The 15,054-nt window shown below is 72.4% G+C and carries 18 protein-coding genes; 11 read left to right on the top strand and 7 right to left on the bottom strand.

From position 1 onward, the window contains the following. The first annotated feature begins 2 nt into the window (after positions 1–2). The 6 genes from ABFJ78_RS22775 to ABFJ78_RS22750 all read left to right on the top strand — a co-directional run bounded on the left by ABFJ78_RS22775 (position 3) and on the right by ABFJ78_RS22750 (position 5,330). Complete coding sequence (locus ABFJ78_RS22775) at positions 3–797, top strand: metallophosphoesterase family protein (protein ID WP_372668475.1); 795 nt, start codon at positions 3–5, stop codon at positions 795–797. 27 nt (positions 798–824) lie between these two features. Next, positions 825–1,259, top strand: a complete 435-nt coding sequence (locus ABFJ78_RS22770) for an SRPBCC family protein (RefSeq protein WP_410668972.1) — start codon at positions 825–827, stop codon at positions 1,257–1,259. A 4-nt stretch (positions 1,260–1,263) separates the two neighbouring features. Then, the gene (locus tag ABFJ78_RS22765) at positions 1,264–2,391 is read left to right on the top strand and encodes an ArsA family ATPase (RefSeq protein WP_436388341.1); all 1,128 of its coding nucleotides are present in this window, start codon (positions 1,264–1,266) and stop codon (positions 2,389–2,391) included. Further along, entirely contained in the window at positions 2,388–2,792 is a 405-nt protein-coding gene (locus ABFJ78_RS22760; protein ID WP_436388340.1) for a hypothetical protein, read from the top strand. Before ABFJ78_RS22765 ends, ABFJ78_RS22760 begins: the two co-directional genes overlap by 4 nt. Positions 2,793–2,807: 15 nt before the next feature. Next, positions 2,808–3,746: an ROK family protein gene (locus ABFJ78_RS22755; protein WP_436388435.1), complete on the top strand. Its 939-nt coding sequence runs from the start codon at positions 2,808–2,810 to the stop codon at positions 3,744–3,746. 741 nt (positions 3,747–4,487) lie between these two features. Then, positions 4,488–5,330: an NUDIX domain-containing protein gene (locus tag ABFJ78_RS22750; RefSeq protein WP_436388339.1), complete on the top strand. Its 843-nt coding sequence runs from the start codon at positions 4,488–4,490 to the stop codon at positions 5,328–5,330. Here the strand turns inward: ABFJ78_RS22750 and ABFJ78_RS22745 are convergent. From ABFJ78_RS22745 to ABFJ78_RS22735, 3 genes are read right to left on the bottom strand one after another with little or no spacing between them, the layout of a single operon-like run. Beyond that, a complete protein-coding gene (locus ABFJ78_RS22745; RefSeq protein WP_436388338.1) occupies positions 5,327–6,466 on the bottom strand; it encodes a glutamate--cysteine ligase in 1,140 nt (379 codons plus the stop codon). The two genes, ABFJ78_RS22750 and ABFJ78_RS22745, sit on opposite strands and share 4 nt — an antisense overlap. Positions 6,467–6,478: 12 nt before the next feature. Beyond that, a complete protein-coding gene (locus tag ABFJ78_RS22740) occupies positions 6,479–6,997 on the bottom strand; it encodes a hypothetical protein (protein WP_436388337.1) in 519 nt (172 codons plus the stop codon). Then, positions 6,994–7,761 (bottom strand): alpha/beta hydrolase, encoded by a 768-nt coding sequence (locus tag ABFJ78_RS22735; protein ID WP_436388336.1) that lies wholly within the window; start codon positions 7,759–7,761, stop codon positions 6,994–6,996. The genes ABFJ78_RS22740 and ABFJ78_RS22735 overlap by 4 nt, the downstream gene beginning before the upstream one ends. Positions 7,762–7,970: 209 nt before the next feature. Here ABFJ78_RS22735 and ABFJ78_RS22730 point away from each other — a divergent pair, with 209 nt between their 5' ends. Further along, entirely contained in the window at positions 7,971–8,732 is a 762-nt protein-coding gene (locus tag ABFJ78_RS22730; protein WP_436388335.1) for a lysophospholipid acyltransferase family protein, read from the top strand. 20 nt (positions 8,733–8,752) lie between these two features. After that, positions 8,753–9,241 (top strand): polyadenylate-specific 3'-exoribonuclease AS, encoded by a 489-nt coding sequence (locus ABFJ78_RS22725; protein WP_436388334.1) that lies wholly within the window; start codon positions 8,753–8,755, stop codon positions 9,239–9,241. Positions 9,242–9,244: 3 nt separating this feature from the next. Here the strand turns inward: ABFJ78_RS22725 and ABFJ78_RS22720 are convergent, their stop codons facing one another. Continuing rightward, a complete protein-coding gene (locus ABFJ78_RS22720; protein ID WP_436388333.1) occupies positions 9,245–9,700 on the bottom strand; it encodes an Lrp/AsnC family transcriptional regulator in 456 nt (151 codons plus the stop codon). Between the two features lie 109 nt (positions 9,701–9,809). Between ABFJ78_RS22720 and ABFJ78_RS22715 the strand changes: the two genes are divergently transcribed. Together ABFJ78_RS22715 and ABFJ78_RS22710 are read left to right on the top strand one after the other, a co-directional pair. After that, positions 9,810–10,655, top strand: coding sequence for a DMT family transporter (locus ABFJ78_RS22715; protein ID WP_436388332.1), 846 nt, complete (start codon positions 9,810–9,812; stop codon positions 10,653–10,655). Beyond that, positions 10,652–11,065 carry a DUF2000 domain-containing protein gene (locus ABFJ78_RS22710; protein WP_436388331.1) on the top strand — a complete coding sequence of 138 codons (414 nt, stop codon included), beginning with the start codon at positions 10,652–10,654 and terminating at the stop codon, positions 11,063–11,065. Before ABFJ78_RS22715 ends, ABFJ78_RS22710 begins: the two co-directional genes overlap by 4 nt. A gap of 110 nt (positions 11,066–11,175) precedes the next feature. Here ABFJ78_RS22710 and ABFJ78_RS22705 read toward each other — a convergent pair whose 3' ends face one another. Next, complete coding sequence (locus ABFJ78_RS22705; protein ID WP_436388330.1) at positions 11,176–12,258, bottom strand: 3-deoxy-7-phosphoheptulonate synthase; 1,083 nt, start codon at positions 12,256–12,258, stop codon at positions 11,176–11,178. 283 nt (positions 12,259–12,541) lie between these two features. Here ABFJ78_RS22705 and ABFJ78_RS22700 point away from each other — a divergent pair, with 283 nt between their 5' ends. Continuing rightward, on the top strand, positions 12,542–13,567 hold the full coding sequence (locus tag ABFJ78_RS22700) for a 6-phosphofructokinase (RefSeq protein WP_436388329.1): 1,026 nt from the start codon (positions 12,542–12,544) through the stop codon (positions 13,565–13,567). A gap of 51 nt (positions 13,568–13,618) precedes the next feature. Here the strand turns inward: ABFJ78_RS22700 and ABFJ78_RS22695 are convergent, their stop codons facing one another. Together ABFJ78_RS22695 and ABFJ78_RS22690 are read right to left on the bottom strand one after the other, a co-directional pair. Continuing rightward, positions 13,619–14,482, bottom strand: coding sequence for a CU044_5270 family protein (locus tag ABFJ78_RS22695; RefSeq protein ID WP_436388328.1), 864 nt, complete (start codon positions 14,480–14,482; stop codon positions 13,619–13,621). Beyond that, positions 14,475–15,047, bottom strand: coding sequence for an RNA polymerase sigma factor (locus tag ABFJ78_RS22690; protein ID WP_436388327.1), 573 nt, complete (start codon positions 15,045–15,047; stop codon positions 14,475–14,477). Before ABFJ78_RS22690 ends, ABFJ78_RS22695 begins: the two co-directional genes overlap by 8 nt. Between the last annotated feature and the right edge of the window lie 7 nt (positions 15,048–15,054).

Below are 15,054 nucleotides of genomic sequence, written 5' to 3'. Positions count from 1 at the left end.
GGGTGCGGGTACACGTCGTCTCGGACGTGCACGGCAACGCGGACGCGCTGAAGCGGGCCGGGGACGGGGCCGACGCCCTGGTCGTGCTCGGCGACCTGATCGACTTCGTCGACTACCACGACCACGAGAAGGGCATCATGGGTGCCCTGTTCGGCGCGGAGAAGGTGGCCGGGTTCGCCCGCCTCCGCCGCGAGGGCACCCGTGACGAAACCGTTGCCTACTCGCGTGAGCTCTGGGCGAGCCTCGACGACCCGGCGAGCGCCGTCGACGAAGCCATCCGCACCCAGTACGCGGCCCTCTTCGCGGCGATGACCGCGCCCACCTACGCCACCCCCGGCAACGTCGACACCCCGGCGCTGTGGCCCGAGTTCGCCGGCGAGGGCATCCAGGTCCTCGACGGCGAGGTGGCCGAGATCGGCGGCCTGCGGTTCGGATTCGTCGGCGGCGCGCTGCTGCCCGACGGGGTCGTCCCGCGCCGCCGCAAGGGCGCCGCCTGGCGCCCCTACCTGCGGGATCGCGAGGACTACGACGCGAGCGTGGCCGCGCTGACCGAGGTCGACGTGCTCTGCACGCACGGCCCGCCCGCCCTGCCCGAGCTGACCTACGACGTCGTCGCGCGCCGCAGCGAGATCGGCTCGACGGCGCTGCTGGACCTGATCCGCGCCCAGCGGCCGCGCTGGTCGGTGTTCGGCCACGTCCACCAGCCCCTGGCGCCGCGCGCCCGGGTCGGCCTGACCGAGTGCCGCAACGTGGGTCACTTCAAGGAGACCGGGCAGCCGTACGTGCTGCGTTGGTGACCGGCCGCGGCGGCTACGCTTCGTCCCATGGCCGAGCAGTCCACACAGTCCATCGAGGTCGACGCCGAGCCCAGCCGGGTGATGGCCGTGATCGCCGACTTCCCCGCGTACCCGGAATGGGCCAAGGCCGTCCGGCAGACCGAGGTCCTCGACACCGACGGTGACGGGCGCGCCAAGCAGGTCAAGCTCACGCTCGACGCGGGCCCGATCAAGGACGTCTACACCCTCGAGTACGACTGGGACGCCGACGGCCTCGGCGTCAGCTGGCACCTGGTCAAGGGCCAGATGCAGAAGGCGCAGAACGGCCGGTACGCGCTGGAGGACCTCGGCGGCCGGACGCGGGTCACCTACACGCTCTCGGTCGAGCTGGCGCTGCCGATGATCGGGCTGCTGCGCCGCAAGGCCGAGAAGATGGTCATGGACACCGCGCTCAAGGAGCTGAAGAAGCGGGCCGAGGGGTAGCCGCGTGCGGATCCTGCTGTTCACCGGCAAGGGGGGTGTCGGGAAGACCACGCTGGCCGCGGCCACCGGCGCCGCGCTCGCCGCCCGCGGCAGGAAGACCCTCGTCGTGTCCACCGACCCGGCGCACTCGCTCGGCGACGCCTTCGGCCACACCCTCGGCGCCGAACCGTCCGAAGTGGACGCGCTGCTTTCGGCCGTGCAGATCGACTCGCGCACCCTGGTGGACACCACCTGGCACCGGCTGCGCGCCGAGCTGCAGATGGCGCTGTCCGGCGCGGGCCTCGACACCCTGGACGCCGAAGAGCTCACCGTGCTGCCCGGCGTCGACGAGCTGCTCGCGCTCACCGAGGTCCGCCGGCTGGCCGAGGACGGGCCGTGGGAGACCATCGTCGTCGACTGCGGGCCGACGGCCGAGACGCTGCGGCTGCTCTCCCTGCCCGAAGCCGTCTCGGGCTACCTGACCCGCGTGTTCGGCCGCCGCGTCACCGATTCCGTGCGCCGGCTCGGCGCCCACCTCGACGGCCTGCGCGCGCTGCTCACCGAGCCGTCGGTGACCACGGTCCGGCTGGTGCTGACGCCGGAGCGGGTGGTCGTCGCCGAGGCGCGGCGCACGCTCAGCTCGCTGGCCCTGCGCGGGATCGCCGTCGACGGGCTGATCGCCAACCGGCTGATGCCCGCGCCCGGGTTCTGGCGCGGGGGCGCCGCGTCGTGGCTGCGCACGCGCCGGACCCAGCAGGACGCCGTGCTGGCCGAGCTCTCGAAAGCCGGGTTCGAAGCCGTGTCGCGCGTCGAGCACCGGGCCGTCGAACCGGTCGGGCTGCCCGCGCTGCTGGAGATCGCCGCCGAGCTCTACCGCGGCGGCGACCCCCTGGCCGGCGACGGCACCCCCGTCACCCCGCTGCTGCGCGTGCGGCCGGCGCCGGACGGGTACACGCTGCGCATCGCGATCCCGCTCAGCCGGGACGCCGAGGTCGACCTCGCCCGCGTCGACGACGACCTGGCGATCACCGTGGACGGCTTCCGCAGGCTCATCGCCCTGCCGGAGTCGCTGCGGCCGTGCCGGATCACCGGCGCGGAATCCGACGCCGACGGCCTGGTCGTGAGCCTGGCCGGGAACCGGGGACGCGGGTGAGCGAAGAGGACGAGACGGCCGGGCCGCGGCTCGCGGAGGAGATCCGCCTGCTGGTCGAGATGGTCGTGGAGAAGGCCGCGCCGTGGCTGGACGGCGTCGTCGCCGCCGGCCACGGGGACCCTGACCAGGCGAAAGCCGAGGGCTCGGCGTGCGGCTGGTGCCCGCTGTGTGCGATCGTCGCGGTGGTGCGGGGTGAGCGTCCCGAGTTCGCCGCGAAGCTGCTGGAACAGCTGGCCCAGCTCGTGGCGTTGCTCCGGGCGGTGCTCGCGGACCGCTGGGAGCCGGACGAGGGCGTGCACATGCCCGGGTTCCGGCCCGCGCCGCGGCCCCCGGCGGACGCCTCGGTTTCGGTGCGGGTGCAGCACATCACCGTCCGCAGGCGAGACGAGTGGGAGAGCTGAGTGCGGACGATAGGGGTGGACGTCGGCGGGACGAGCGTCCGGGCCGGCGTGGTGGACGAGCGCGGCTCCCTGCTGGACACGGCGCGCGTCGCGACGCCGAGCGAGGAGGGCGCCCTCGAGGACGCCATCTCGGGCGTCGTCGAGGACCTGCGCAACCGGCACGACGTGGCCGGGGTCGGCCTGGCCGTGGCCGGATTCGTGGCGCGCGACCGCCGGTCGGTGATGTTCGCGCCGCACCTGGCCTGGCGCGGCGCGCCGGTCGCGGACCGGATCGAGAAGCGCGTCGGCCTCCCGGTGCTGCTGGAGCACGACGTCAACGCGGCGATGGTGGGCGAGCACCGCTTCGGCGCGGCACGCGGCGCCCACGTCGCGGCGCTGGTGGCACTGGGCACGGGCATCGGCGCGGGGCTGCTGCTGGACGGCAAGCTGTTCCGCGGCGCGTACGGCGTGGCGCCGGAGCTGGGCCACCTGACGGTGGTCCGCGGCGGCCGGCCGTGCCCGTGCGGCAAGTACGGCTGCTGGGAGCGCTACTGCAGCGGAACGGCGTTGGCGGCGACGGCGGTCGAGCTGCTGGCGCGCCATCCGGGCCGCTCGACGGTGCTGGCCCCGCAGGTGGCGGGCGACCCGGGCTCGGTGACGGGACGGCGAGTGGCGGGTGCGGCTCGCGACGGTGACCCGATCGCGCAGCTGGCGATGGCGGAGTTGGCCAAGTGGCTGGGCGAAGGCCTGGCGCTGGTGGCGGACGTGTTCGACCCGGAGATCATCGTGATCGGCGGGGGAGTGTCGGAGTCGGCGCCGTTGTTCTTGGACGAGGCTCGGGAGCACTACGCGGGCGCGATCACGGGGGCGCGGCACCGGCCGTTGGCCCGGATCCGCACGGCCCACCTGGGCGACGACACGGCGATCGTCGGCGCGGCGGCGCTGGCGTTGGAGGCGGCCAAGACCCCGGTCTGAACCCCGGCAGGTGACGTGAATGACTCATTCATGTCGTCTGGTGACATGAATGAGTCATTCACGTCGTTCCGGCGCGACCCCGCGGGACTGTCGGTGGTGCCCGGTAGCGTGGAAATCGGGGGCTGCTCGGAACGGCCGCTCACGTTCGGTGATCGCCTCGTGTCGTGGTCGATCACTGGCAGCGGGCGCTCCACCGGTCGCCGCTCCACCCAGCAGTCGGCCCTTCAGCGCCTGGTTCCACCCGCGCCAGCCTCACCCAACCGCAGCTGCTGCGCCTAATGGCGCCTGCTGCGCCCAACGGCAGTTGTCGCGCTCAGTGGCGCTTGCCGCGCTCAGTGGCGCTTGCCGCGCTCAGTGGCGCTTGCCGCGCCCAGTGGCGCTTGCCGCGCCCGATGGCAGTCTTCCCGCAACCCCGAAGCCCGATTGTGACTACGGCCGGCGGCACCGCGTCAAGGCGGGAAAGATGCCTTGACCCGGCGCCGCCGGCCGTGTTCTGGCTTCGGATCGGGGTTGCCGGGGGTGTGGGCTCCGTCTTCCGTTCCGGTCTGTCTGCTGCCGTGGCCTTTTGCCGCGAGCTGGGCCCACACCCCTTTGCCGGCGGAGGGCATTCAAGACCTTCCGGCATCGACCCGCGCGGAACTGTCGGTGCCTCCCCGTAGCGTGGAAAACGGGGGCTGCTCGGAACGATCCGCGGTTGGATCGGGCCAGCGATCCGGCCGCGACCTGTGACAGGCTGGAGCGGTGAGTGCCCCGTCCGCGAGCGTCTTCGTCAAGTGTTCCTGCGGGCACCTGCACTGGGGGCGCTACGGTGCCGCCGGCCTGCTGCTCGTCGATCCCGCTCGCGGCGTTCTCCTGCAGCGGCGGGCCTGGTGGGTGCACCACGGCCGTACCTGGGCGCTGCCCGGCGGGGCCATCGAAGCCGGCGAGACCGCCGTGACCGCAGCCGCCCGTGAAGCCTTCGAAGAAGCCTCCGTTCCCGCCGACGCCTTCCGAGCGGTGTCGGCCTCCGTGGTGGACCATGGGGACTGGAGCTACACCACCGTGCTCGCCCTCGCCGACGGCGCCGAGGCGCGGGTCGCCAACACCGAAAGTGCGGAGGTGCGCTGGGTGGACCCCGATGACGTGCCCGGCTACCGGCTGCACCGCGACTTCGCCGCCGCCTGGCCCGCCCTTCGCGACCGCGTCGGGCAGGAGCTCGTCCTCGTCGTCGACGGCGCGAACGTCGTCGGCTCGCGGCCGGACGGCTGGTGGCGCGACCGGCACGGCGCCGCCGAGCGGCTGCGCGACCAGCTCGCGAAACTCGCCGAAGCCGGCGTGCCCGATCCCGGCGACGCCACCGTGTCCTGGTGGCCCCGGATCATCCTGGTCGTCGAGGGCAAGGCCAAGCACGTCACGGGAACGAAAGGCGTCGAGGTCGTCGCGGCCGACACCGATGGCGACTCGAAGATCGTCGAGGTCGTCGCGCAGCAAAAGGGGAAAACCCTCGTCGCGACGGCCGACCGGGAGCTCAAGGGGCGCGTCGAAGCCCTCGGCGCGTCGATCCTCGGCCCCGGCACGCTGCGCAGCCGGCTCGACAAGCTCTAGTCCTTCGGGATGCCGTCGCGCATCTCGGCGACCAGCGACGCCATCACGGCCTTGAGGCTGCCCTTGTGCGCCTCCGCGACCGCCCGCTGCCGCCGGTAGCTCGGCCCGTACCGCAGGATCGTCTCGACGTCGCGCAGCTCGGCCACGCAGTCGAGCCGCCGCGCCACCGGCTCCAGCCGGTCCAGCAGGTCGGCGACGTCGTCGGTGACCAGCCTTTCGCGCCCCGCCGCGTCCAGGATGATGATCGCGTCGGTGCCGTAGCGGGCCGCGCGCCACTTGTTCTCCTGGACGTGCCACGGCGGGAGCGCCGGGAGGACCTCGCCGTCGTCGAGGCGCTCGCTGAAGTCGTCGACCAGGCACTGCGTCAGCGCCGCGATCGCGCCGACCTCCTCCAGCGTCGGCAGCCCGTCGCAGACGCGCATCTCGATCGTGCCCAGGTGCGGGGCCGGCCGGATGTCCCAGCGGATCTCCGAGAAGTGGTCGATCACGCCCGTGGTGAACATGTCCTCGACGTAGCTCTCCAGCTCCGCCCACTTCCGGAACTGGAACGGCAGCCCGGCCGTCGGCAACTGCTGGAACATCAGCGCCCGGTTCGACGCGTACCCGGTGTCCTCGGCGCCCCAGTACGGCGACGACGCCGAGAGCGCCTGCAGGTGCGGCGCGTAGTTCAGCAGCGCGTCGAGGATCGGCAGCACCTTGTCGCGGTGGTCGACCCCGACGTGGATGTGCACGCCGTAGATCAGCATCTGCCGGCCCCACCACTGGGTCCGGTCGATCAGCTTCGCGTACCGCTCCTTGTCGGTGACCTTCTGCTGGTACCAGTTCGAGAACGGGTGCGTCCCGGCCGAGAACATCTCGACGCCGAGCGGGTCGGCGACGCCGTGCAGCACGTCGAGCGACCCGGCCAGGTCGGCCTTGGCCTCGGCGATCGTGTCGCAGACGCCGGTGATGACCTCGATGGTGTTGAGCAGCAGCTCCTGCTTGATCTTCGGGTGCTCGACCCGCCCGTCGGGCCGGACGGCCTCGAGGATCTGCTCGGCGACCGACGACAGCTCACCGCTGCGCCGGTCCACCAGGCCGAGCTCCCACTCCGCGCCGACGGTCGATCGCCGCGAAGGGCTGAACTCGATGTGCATCGCTTCGGCGGATCAGACCTGGGCGCCGTTGCTGGGGTCGGCGCCGGGCGGCGGGCCCTGCCGGACGCGCAGCAGCAGCAACGCGATCGACGTCGCGAGCGCGAGGATGCCCAGCGGCGTCGCCACCGTCGGGCCCACGCCGATCGCGCCGGGCAGGATCAGCAGGAACAGCCCGGCCAGGAACAGCAGCAGGATCAGGAACGCGCCCATCTTCGGCCGCGGCAGCGGCGGCGGCTCCGGCGGGATGTAGTGCTCGTCGTCGCCGGCGGGGTCGTCGGAGAACATCGTCGTGTCCCACGACGTGCCCCCGGACCGCCAGCCGGGCTCCGGCGGGGTGTCCGCGGCGGGCGGCTCCACGGGCCGGTCCGGCGTCCGGCGCGACTCGCTCTCCACACCCAGCCCGGGCTCCGCCTTGTCGACGGTGCCCGCGGTGTCTTCTTCGGGAAGCCCGAACCCGTCGGCCCGCAGGTCGGCGACGATCTCGGCGAACGTCGCGTCGACGTCCTCCGGCCCGTCCTTCCCCCGGCTCATGCGGTCTCCTCAGGCTGTGCGGCGTGCGTCTTCGCGAACTCGACGCTACGCGTGAAGATGACTTCGGCGTCGTTGTCCTGTGTCGCGACGTGGTAGCTGTTCTCCAGCACGACCTCGGTGACGTCGGTGCTCGACACCCCCCGCAGCACCAGCTGCGAGTTCACCGGCTCGACGACGTGGTCCACCGACGAGTGCAGCAGCAGCACCGGCTGGGTCACCTTCGCCAGGTCCGCGCGCACGACCGCCCACAGCTTCGCCAGGCTCGCCGCGGCCCGCACCGGCGTGCGCGGGTAGGCCAGCTCCGTCTCGCCCGGCTTCTTGATGTCGTTCGCGATCGCCGGTACCGACGGCACGATCCGGCCCAGCACCGGCAGCAGCCGCGTGTCCCACTTCAGCCGGGTCACCGACGGGTTGACCAGGACGATCCCGGCGATCCGGTCGCCGAACTCCTCGGCCAGGCGCAGGGTGAGCGTGCCGCCCATCGACAGGCCGCCCACGAACACCGTCCGGCACGTCGACAGCAGCGCGAGCAGCGCCTCGCGGACGGCGCCGTACCAGTCTTCCCACGTCGTGCGGTTGAGGTCCGGCCAGCGGGTGCCGTGCCCCGGCAGCAGCGGGCAGCGCACCGTGAACCCGGCCCGGGCCAGGTGGTCACCCCAGGCCCGCATGCTCGCCGGGGTGCCGGTGAACCCGTGGCAGAGCAGGAACCCGGTCTCGGCCGAACCGGTGTGGCCGAACGGTTCCGCGCCGGCGAGCACGCCCATGCGATCGCCTTCCGTGTGAGCGGTGGATTCGTCCATGCTCTCACGGCTCGCGGGCGTTGTGGGGGTCCGGCCGGGCCCGGAATTCCCTGTGAGATCGATCGCGCCCGCGTGGTAACCGGGTGGTCTCCGTTGTGCGGCGGCCACCGGGGTTCGTAGGCTGTCCGGCGCGGGTGAATGGGGCTGAGCTGCGATGGAGGACTGAGGCACCGGTGCTGTACTGGCTCATGAAGTGGGTATTCATCGGACCGCTGCTCAAGACGCTGTGGCCGACCAAGGTCGTCGGCGCGGAGAACATCCCGGAGACCGGCGGCGCGATCCTGGCGGGCAACCACCTGGCGGTCGCGGACTCGTTCTTCATGCCGCTGCGGGTCAAGCGCAAGGTGACCTTCCCGGCCAAGTCCGAGTACTTCACCGAGCCCGGCTTCAAGGGCCTGCTCAAGAAGTGGTTCTTCACCGGCGTCGGCCAGTTCCCGATCGACCGGTCCGGCGGCAACGCCGCGCAGGCCGCGCTCGACACCGCGACCCGCCTGGTCAAGGACGGCCACCTGCTCGGCATCTACCCGGAGGGCACGCGCTCGCCGGACGGCCGCCTGTACAAGGGCAAGACCGGCGTCGCCCGGATCGCCCTGGAGTCCGGCGGCGTCGTCGTCCCGGTGGCGATGATCGGTACGGACAAGGTCAACCCGATCGGCTCGAAGATGTGGTGGCCGCGCCGCCTCGAGGTCCGCTTCGGCAAGCCCCTGGACTTCTCGCGCTACGAGGGCCTCGCGGGGGACCGCTTCATCGAGCGGTCGATCACCGACGAGATCATGTACGCGCTGATGGAGCTGTCCGGCCAGGAGTACGTGGACATCTACGCGGCGAAGGCCAAGGAGCTGCTGGCCGCCGAAGCCGCCGGGGTGAAGCCCGAGGTGCCCGCTCAGCCGTCTTCGCGGGACGCGGCCCGGGTGCCCGAATCCAAGGTCGGCTGACCCACCACTAGGGTTCACCGGTGCGTTTTTTCTACGACACCGAGTTCATCGAAGACGGCGTGACGATCGACCTGGTGTCCATCGGTGTCGTCGACGAGCGGGGCCGCGAGTTCTACGCGGTGTCGACGGAGTTCGACCCGGCGAAGGCGGGCCAGTGGGTCCGCGACAACGTCCTGGACAAGCTGCCCTCGCCGGCCGACAAGGCGTGGCGCAGCCGCGAGAAGATCCGCACCGACCTGCTGGAGTTCTTCGGCAAGCCGCCGGGCGGGATCGAGCTGTGGGCCTGGTTCGCCGCGTACGACCACGTGGCGCTCGCCCAGCTGTGGGGCCCGATGCCGGCGCTGCCCCGCCAGCTGCCGCGGTTCACCCGCGATCTGCGTCAGCGCTGGGAGGACGCGGGGAAGCCGAAGCTGCCGTCGGCCCCCACCGACCAGCACGACGCGCTGGCGGACGCGAAGCACAACCTCGCGCGCTGGGAAGTCATCGACGAGTACTTCCACCGCCGCTGACGGTCAGTCCGCCGGCGTGACGACCGTGCGGCGGACGTGACTGAAGATCACCGACGTCCGCACGTCGACGATCTCCTTGCGCTGGGTCAGCCGGTCGAGGACGAACCCGCTGAGGTGGTCGTTGTCGGCGACCGCGATGTGCAGCAGGAAGTCGTCGCTGCCGGACATCACGAACACCGACAGCACCTCCGGCAGCCCCGCCACGAACGCGCGGAACGATTCGATCACCGCGCGGTCGGGCGGGCGCAGCCGCACCGCCACCATCGCCTGCACCGGCCGGCCGATCTTCTTCAGATCGACTTCGACGTGGTGTCCGCGCACGATCCCGCGCCGGGTCAGCTCCCGTACCCGCTCCAGGCACGTCGACTGCGCGATGTGCAGCTTGCGCGCCAGCTCCTTGTTGGTCTGCTTGGCGTCCTCCTGCAGCAGGGTCAGCAGCGCCGAATCCAGTTCGTCCATCCGGCCCGTACTCTCCTCGCACTGGTGTCCGATTCGGTGTTCTCGGTCGGTTGCCGAATCTAACACGCCGTTCGCCGGGGTTCGTCCGTTCGCTGCTTAGTCTCGCGCCATGATCACAGAAACGCGTGGCCTCTCGGTGGCCGCCGTCCTGGCCGCCGCGCTGATCTGGAGCAGCTCGTTCGCGGTCACCAAGGTGGCGCTGGCGGAGGTCCCGCCGATGACGCTCGGCGCGCTGCGGTTCGTGCTCGCCGCGCTCGTCCTCGGCGTCGCGGCGCGCCGCTTTCCCCGGCCGTCCACCCGGCAGCGCATGTCCTACGCGTTCGCCGGCCTGCTCGGGATCACGGCGTACTTCGCGCTGGAGAACGCGGGCGTCGACCTGGCGACGGCGTCCGACGCGACGCTGATCGTCGCCGCCTACCCGATCATCACCCTGGCCCTGTCCGGCCGCGCCGCGTTTTCGCCGGTCCGGCTGGTGGGCATGCTGGTGGCGCTCGCCGGGGTCTGGCTGGTGGTGCGCGATCAGCCCGGCGGCCACCGCCTGTGGGGCGATCTCCTGCTGGTCGCCGGCGGCTTCGCGTGGGCGGCCTACAACGTGGTCGCGCGCCGCGACGGCTCGGGTGCGTCGCCGATCGTGGTCACGTACTACCAGACGCTGGCGGGCGCGGGTGGTTTCGTCGTGCTGTCGCTGACGGAGACTTCCCGGTGGAGCGTCCCCTCCGGCGGAACGGTGCTGCGGATCGGTTTTCTCGCGGTGCTCTGCTCGGTGGCCGCTTTTCTGCTGTACAACCACGGGCTGCGCGGGCTGGAGCCGAGCGTCGCGGTCAACCTGCTCAACGTCGTTCCGGTGGCGGGGCTCGGCTGGGCGGTGGTGCTGGCGGGGGAGCGCGTGACGCCGTGGCAGGTGCTGGGTGGAGCCGTGGTGCTCGCCGGCGTGTTCCTCGGGAGCCGGAAGTGAAGGCGCGGCACAAGTGCGCGGTCGTGGTCGGCGCCGAGCTGCCCGCGGGCTTGGCGGCCAACGCCGCGGGCGTCCTCTCGGTGACCCTCGGGCACCGGGTCGAGGGGCTCGTCGGAGCCGACGTCGAGGACGCCGACGGCGTCGCGCACCCGGGGATCATCCACGTGCCGCTGCCGATCCTGACGGCCTCGCGCGCGGAGATCGCCGCCATCGTCCGGGCGGCCGCCGAAGACGACGAGCTGTTCTTCGTCGCCTTCAGCGCGCTCGCCCAGCGCTGCCGCACCTACGAGGAGTACACGGCCAGGATGGCGGCCACGGCCACCGCGGACCTGGCGGGCGTCGGCGTCGCCCTGCACGGCCCGCGCAAACGCGTCGACCGGCTGGTCGGAGCACTGCCGCTGCTGCGCTGATCTTCCGGCGGCGCGAAAGGACCGTTCGCGCCGCCGGCCTCCGCGAGGCCCGGAACTGTCGGGGGTCCCCGGTAACGTGAAAACCGGGGGACCCCCAGGCCGGGGACCTCTCAGCGGCGCGCCCGGACCGCCGCGGCCAGCTCGTCCAGCAGCGGAGCCGTGTCGTCCCAAGCCAAGCACGCGTCGGTGATCGACTGGCCGTACGTCAGCTTCTCCGCGTGCCCCAGGTCGAGGTCCTGGCGGCCCGCCGCCAGGAAGCTCTCCAGCATCAGCCCCGCGATCCCGCGCTCACCCGAGCCGATCCGCGCGGCCAGCTCGCGGACCACCGCGGCCTGCCGCACGTGGTCCTTGCCGCTGTTGCCGTGCGAAGCGTCGATGATCACCCGCTCCGGCAGCCCCGACTTCGCCAGCCGCGCGAGGGTGTCCGCCACCGTCGAAGCGTCGTAGTTCGGGCCGCCGTTGTGGCCGCGCAGGATCACGTGGCAGTCCGGGTTGCCCGTCGTCGTCAGCAGCGCCGCCAGGCCGTCGGTGTTGATGCCCGGGAACACGTGGCTCGCCGCGGCCGCGCGGGTCGCGTCGACCGCCACCTGGACGTCGCCCTCGGTCGAGTTCTTGATGCCCACCGGCATCGACAGCGCGCTGCACAGCTGGCGGTGCACCTGGCTCGCCGCGGTCCGCGCGCCGATCGAGCCCCACGTCACGATGTCGGAGATGAACTGCGGCGTGATCGGGTCGAGGAACTCGCAGCCGACCGGCAGCCCCAGCTCGGAGACGTCGAGCAGCAGTTTGCGCGCCATCCGCAGGCCCTTGTTGACGGCGAACGTGCCGTCCAGGTCCGGGTCGTTGATCAGGCCCTTCCAGCCCAGCGTGGTGCGCGGCTTCTCGAAGTACACGCGCATCACGACGTGCAGGTCGTCGCGCAGTTCGTCGGCCTTCGCCGACAGCCGGCGGGCGTAGTCGAGGGCGGCTTCCGGGTCGTGCACCGAGCACGGGCCGACGACCACGAGCAGCCGGTCGTCCCGGCCGTCGAGGATGTCGACCGTCTCGGCGCGGCCCTGCCGCACGACTTTGGCGACGGCGGGGCCGGCGGGATGGTCTTCGCGCAGCAGCGCGGGCGAAATGAGCGGACTGATCGACGTCGTGCGGGCGGCGTCGAGGTCACCGATGGCGGCGGGTCCGGCGGAGAGCGTCATCGCGGGGGTGGTCCTTCCTGGTGGACACCGACCCGCGGAAGATTCGCCGAGCCGGTTTCGAGATCCGGCTCGGGGTGGAGGTCAGCGCAGGTTCACGCCGCCGTGCCCACCCGGGGCCGGCTTCGTAAACCAGAAATAGCGCTGCACGGCGCCAAGGTAGCACACCCCGGAGCCGGACCGATTCGGCAGGTGGTCCGGGCTGCACCGATCAAGACGTTTGCCGCTACGCTTGGCCCTGGACGAAATGTGACTGTCATCTCCAGAGAACAGACGGAGGCTTCTCATGCGTGTCGGTGTGCTGACCGGCGGCGGCGACTGCCCGGGGCTCAACGCGGTGATCCGCGGCGTGGTGCGTAAGGGCATCGAGGTGCACGGCTGGGACCTCGTGGGCTTCCGCAACGGCTGGAACGGCCCGCTGACCGGGGACAGCCGGCCGCTCGGCCTCAACGACGTCGAGGACATCCTGACCCGCGGCGGCACCATCCTGCGGTCCTCGCGCACCAACCCGTACAAGGTCGACGGCGGCGTCGACAAGATCAAGCAGGTCCTGGCCGACCAGGGCGTCGACGCGCTGATCGCGATCGGCGGCGAGGACACCCTCGGCGTCGCGAAGCGCCTCACCGACGACGGCGTCGGCGTCGTGGGCGTGCCCAAGACGATCGACAACGACCTCGGCGCCACCGACTACACCTTCGGCTTCGACACCGCGGTCTCCATCGCGACCGAAGCGATCGACCGGCTGCACACCACCGCCGAGTCGCACCACCGCGCGCTGGTCGTCGAGGTCATGGGCCGGCACGCCGGCTGGATCGCGCTGCACTCCGGCCTCGCCGGCGGCGCGAGCGTCATCCTGGTGCCGGAGCGGCACTTCAACGTCGACCAGGTCGTCTCCTACGTCGAGAGCCGCTTCGAGAAGGAGTTCGCGCCGATCATCGTCGTCGCCGAGGGCGCGCTGCCCGAGGGCGGCGAGGAGAAGCTGCTCACCGGCGAGAAGGACGCCTTCGGGCACGTCCGCCTCGGCGGCATCGGCACCTGGCTCGCCGACGAGATCGCCCACCGCACCGGCAAGGAGTCCCGCGCGGTGGTCCTGGGCCACGTCCAGCGCGGCGGCACCCCGACGGCGTACGACCGCGTCCTGGCGACCCGCTTCGGCCTGCACGCGGTCGACGCGGTGGCCGACGGCGACTTCGGCGTGATGGTGGCGCTGAAGGGCACGGACATCGTCCGCGTGAAGCTGTCCGAGGCGACGGCCGAGCTGAAGACGGTCCCGGCCGAGCGCTACCAGGAAGCCGAAGTCTTCTTCGGCTGAGTCTCGGCCGCGAAGGGCCGCTCCGGAGTTCCGGGGCGGCCCTTCGCGCGTTCAGGGGCGCTGCCGCACCTCGTCGACGATGCCCTGGCTCACCACCGCGCCGGTCGTTCCGGAGCCGACGTAGGCGAAAGTGACCGGGTCGAACAGGAACTCGTCCTGGTTGCCGATCCCGTGCTCGGTCGTGCTGTCCCAGGTGATCCCGAGGACCGGCCGGCCCGCGGCGTCCTTCGCGTCGGTGCGGGCGACCAGCCCGGGCACCTTCGCCACGGCCTCGTAGAGCGCGGCCCGTGCCGCCGGCCGGAGGTAGCCGCCGGCCAGTTCGACGACCTCGTTGCCGAGGTCGTGCAGGGTGTCCCCTTCGCCGTAGGTGCTCCGGTGCAGGTAGGCGAGCATGGCGTCGGCGTCCGTCGGCAGGTCCGGGTGGGCGGCCGGACGCGGCTCGCACCGGCTGGTCACCGTTCGCCCGCGGCCTTCCCGCTGCACGCGCTTCCCGTCGCGGCAGCCCGCGATTTCCGCTTCGTGGCCGAAGAGGACCTGGAGCCCGTCGTGGGTCCCGTCCGCCGACGCCCAGAACTCGTTCTCCCGGCCGTCCGCGAGCCGCGTCCTGCTGTAGAGGAACTGGTCCGGCCGGGGCTCGACGTCCGGCAGGGCCCGGGCCGCCGCGGCGGCCCGGTACAGGATGTCGACGGGTCCGGCGACCGCCGGCGGGGCCGGCGGGGTCGTCGGCGTGAGCGCGAAGACGGCGGTGGCGGCCGCGGCGAGCCCGGCCGCGGTGACCGAGCCCCACACCCAGCGCCGCGCCGGCCGTCGCGCGGTCGTGGCGGCGAGCAGCTCGGTTCGCTGCCGGGCGAGGTCGTCGCGCGCCGGGAGCTCCGCCGGTCCGGCGAAGTCGCGCAGCAGCTGCAGCTCATCCACGGTTCAAGACCTCCTCGGCGGGCGCGAGTTCCGCGCGGACCTTCTTGCGGGCCCGGTTCAGACGCGACCGGACGGTGCCGACGGGGATGCCCAGCGCGGCCGCGACCTCGTCGTAGGCCAGGCCTTCCCAGGCGATCAGCAGCAGGACGTCCCGGTCACCCCGGGCGAGCCCGCCCAGCGCGGCGGCGAGCCGGTCGTTCATCGCCTGGGCGCTCACCCGCGCGGCCACCCGGTCCGCGTGCCCCTCCTGGGCGGCGGGCGGCCCGAGCGAGGCGCGCAGCCGGTACTCGCGTGCCTCCTCGCGACGGCGCTTGCCGACCAGGTTGGTGGCGATGCCGTAGAGCCACGGCCGCGCGTCCGGGAAGGCCGGGTCGTAGCGGCCGCGGCCGGTGAAGGCGGCCAGGAACGTCTCGCCCAGGACGTCGTCGGCGAGCTGGCCGCCGAGCCGCCGGGCCAGGTAGCGGTGAATGTGCGCGGCGTGCCGGTCGAAGACCGCCGCGAACCGCTCGGGGTGCCGCAGCGACGCCGCGATGATCTCCGCGTCGGCCGCGCCTGGTGAACTCATGAACCGC

It is taken from the genome of Amycolatopsis sp. MEPSY49, from assembly GCF_051337345.1.
GTDB lineage: Bacteria > Actinomycetota > Actinomycetes > Mycobacteriales > Pseudonocardiaceae > Amycolatopsis.
This window is presented reverse-complemented; position numbering and strand designations above follow the sequence as displayed.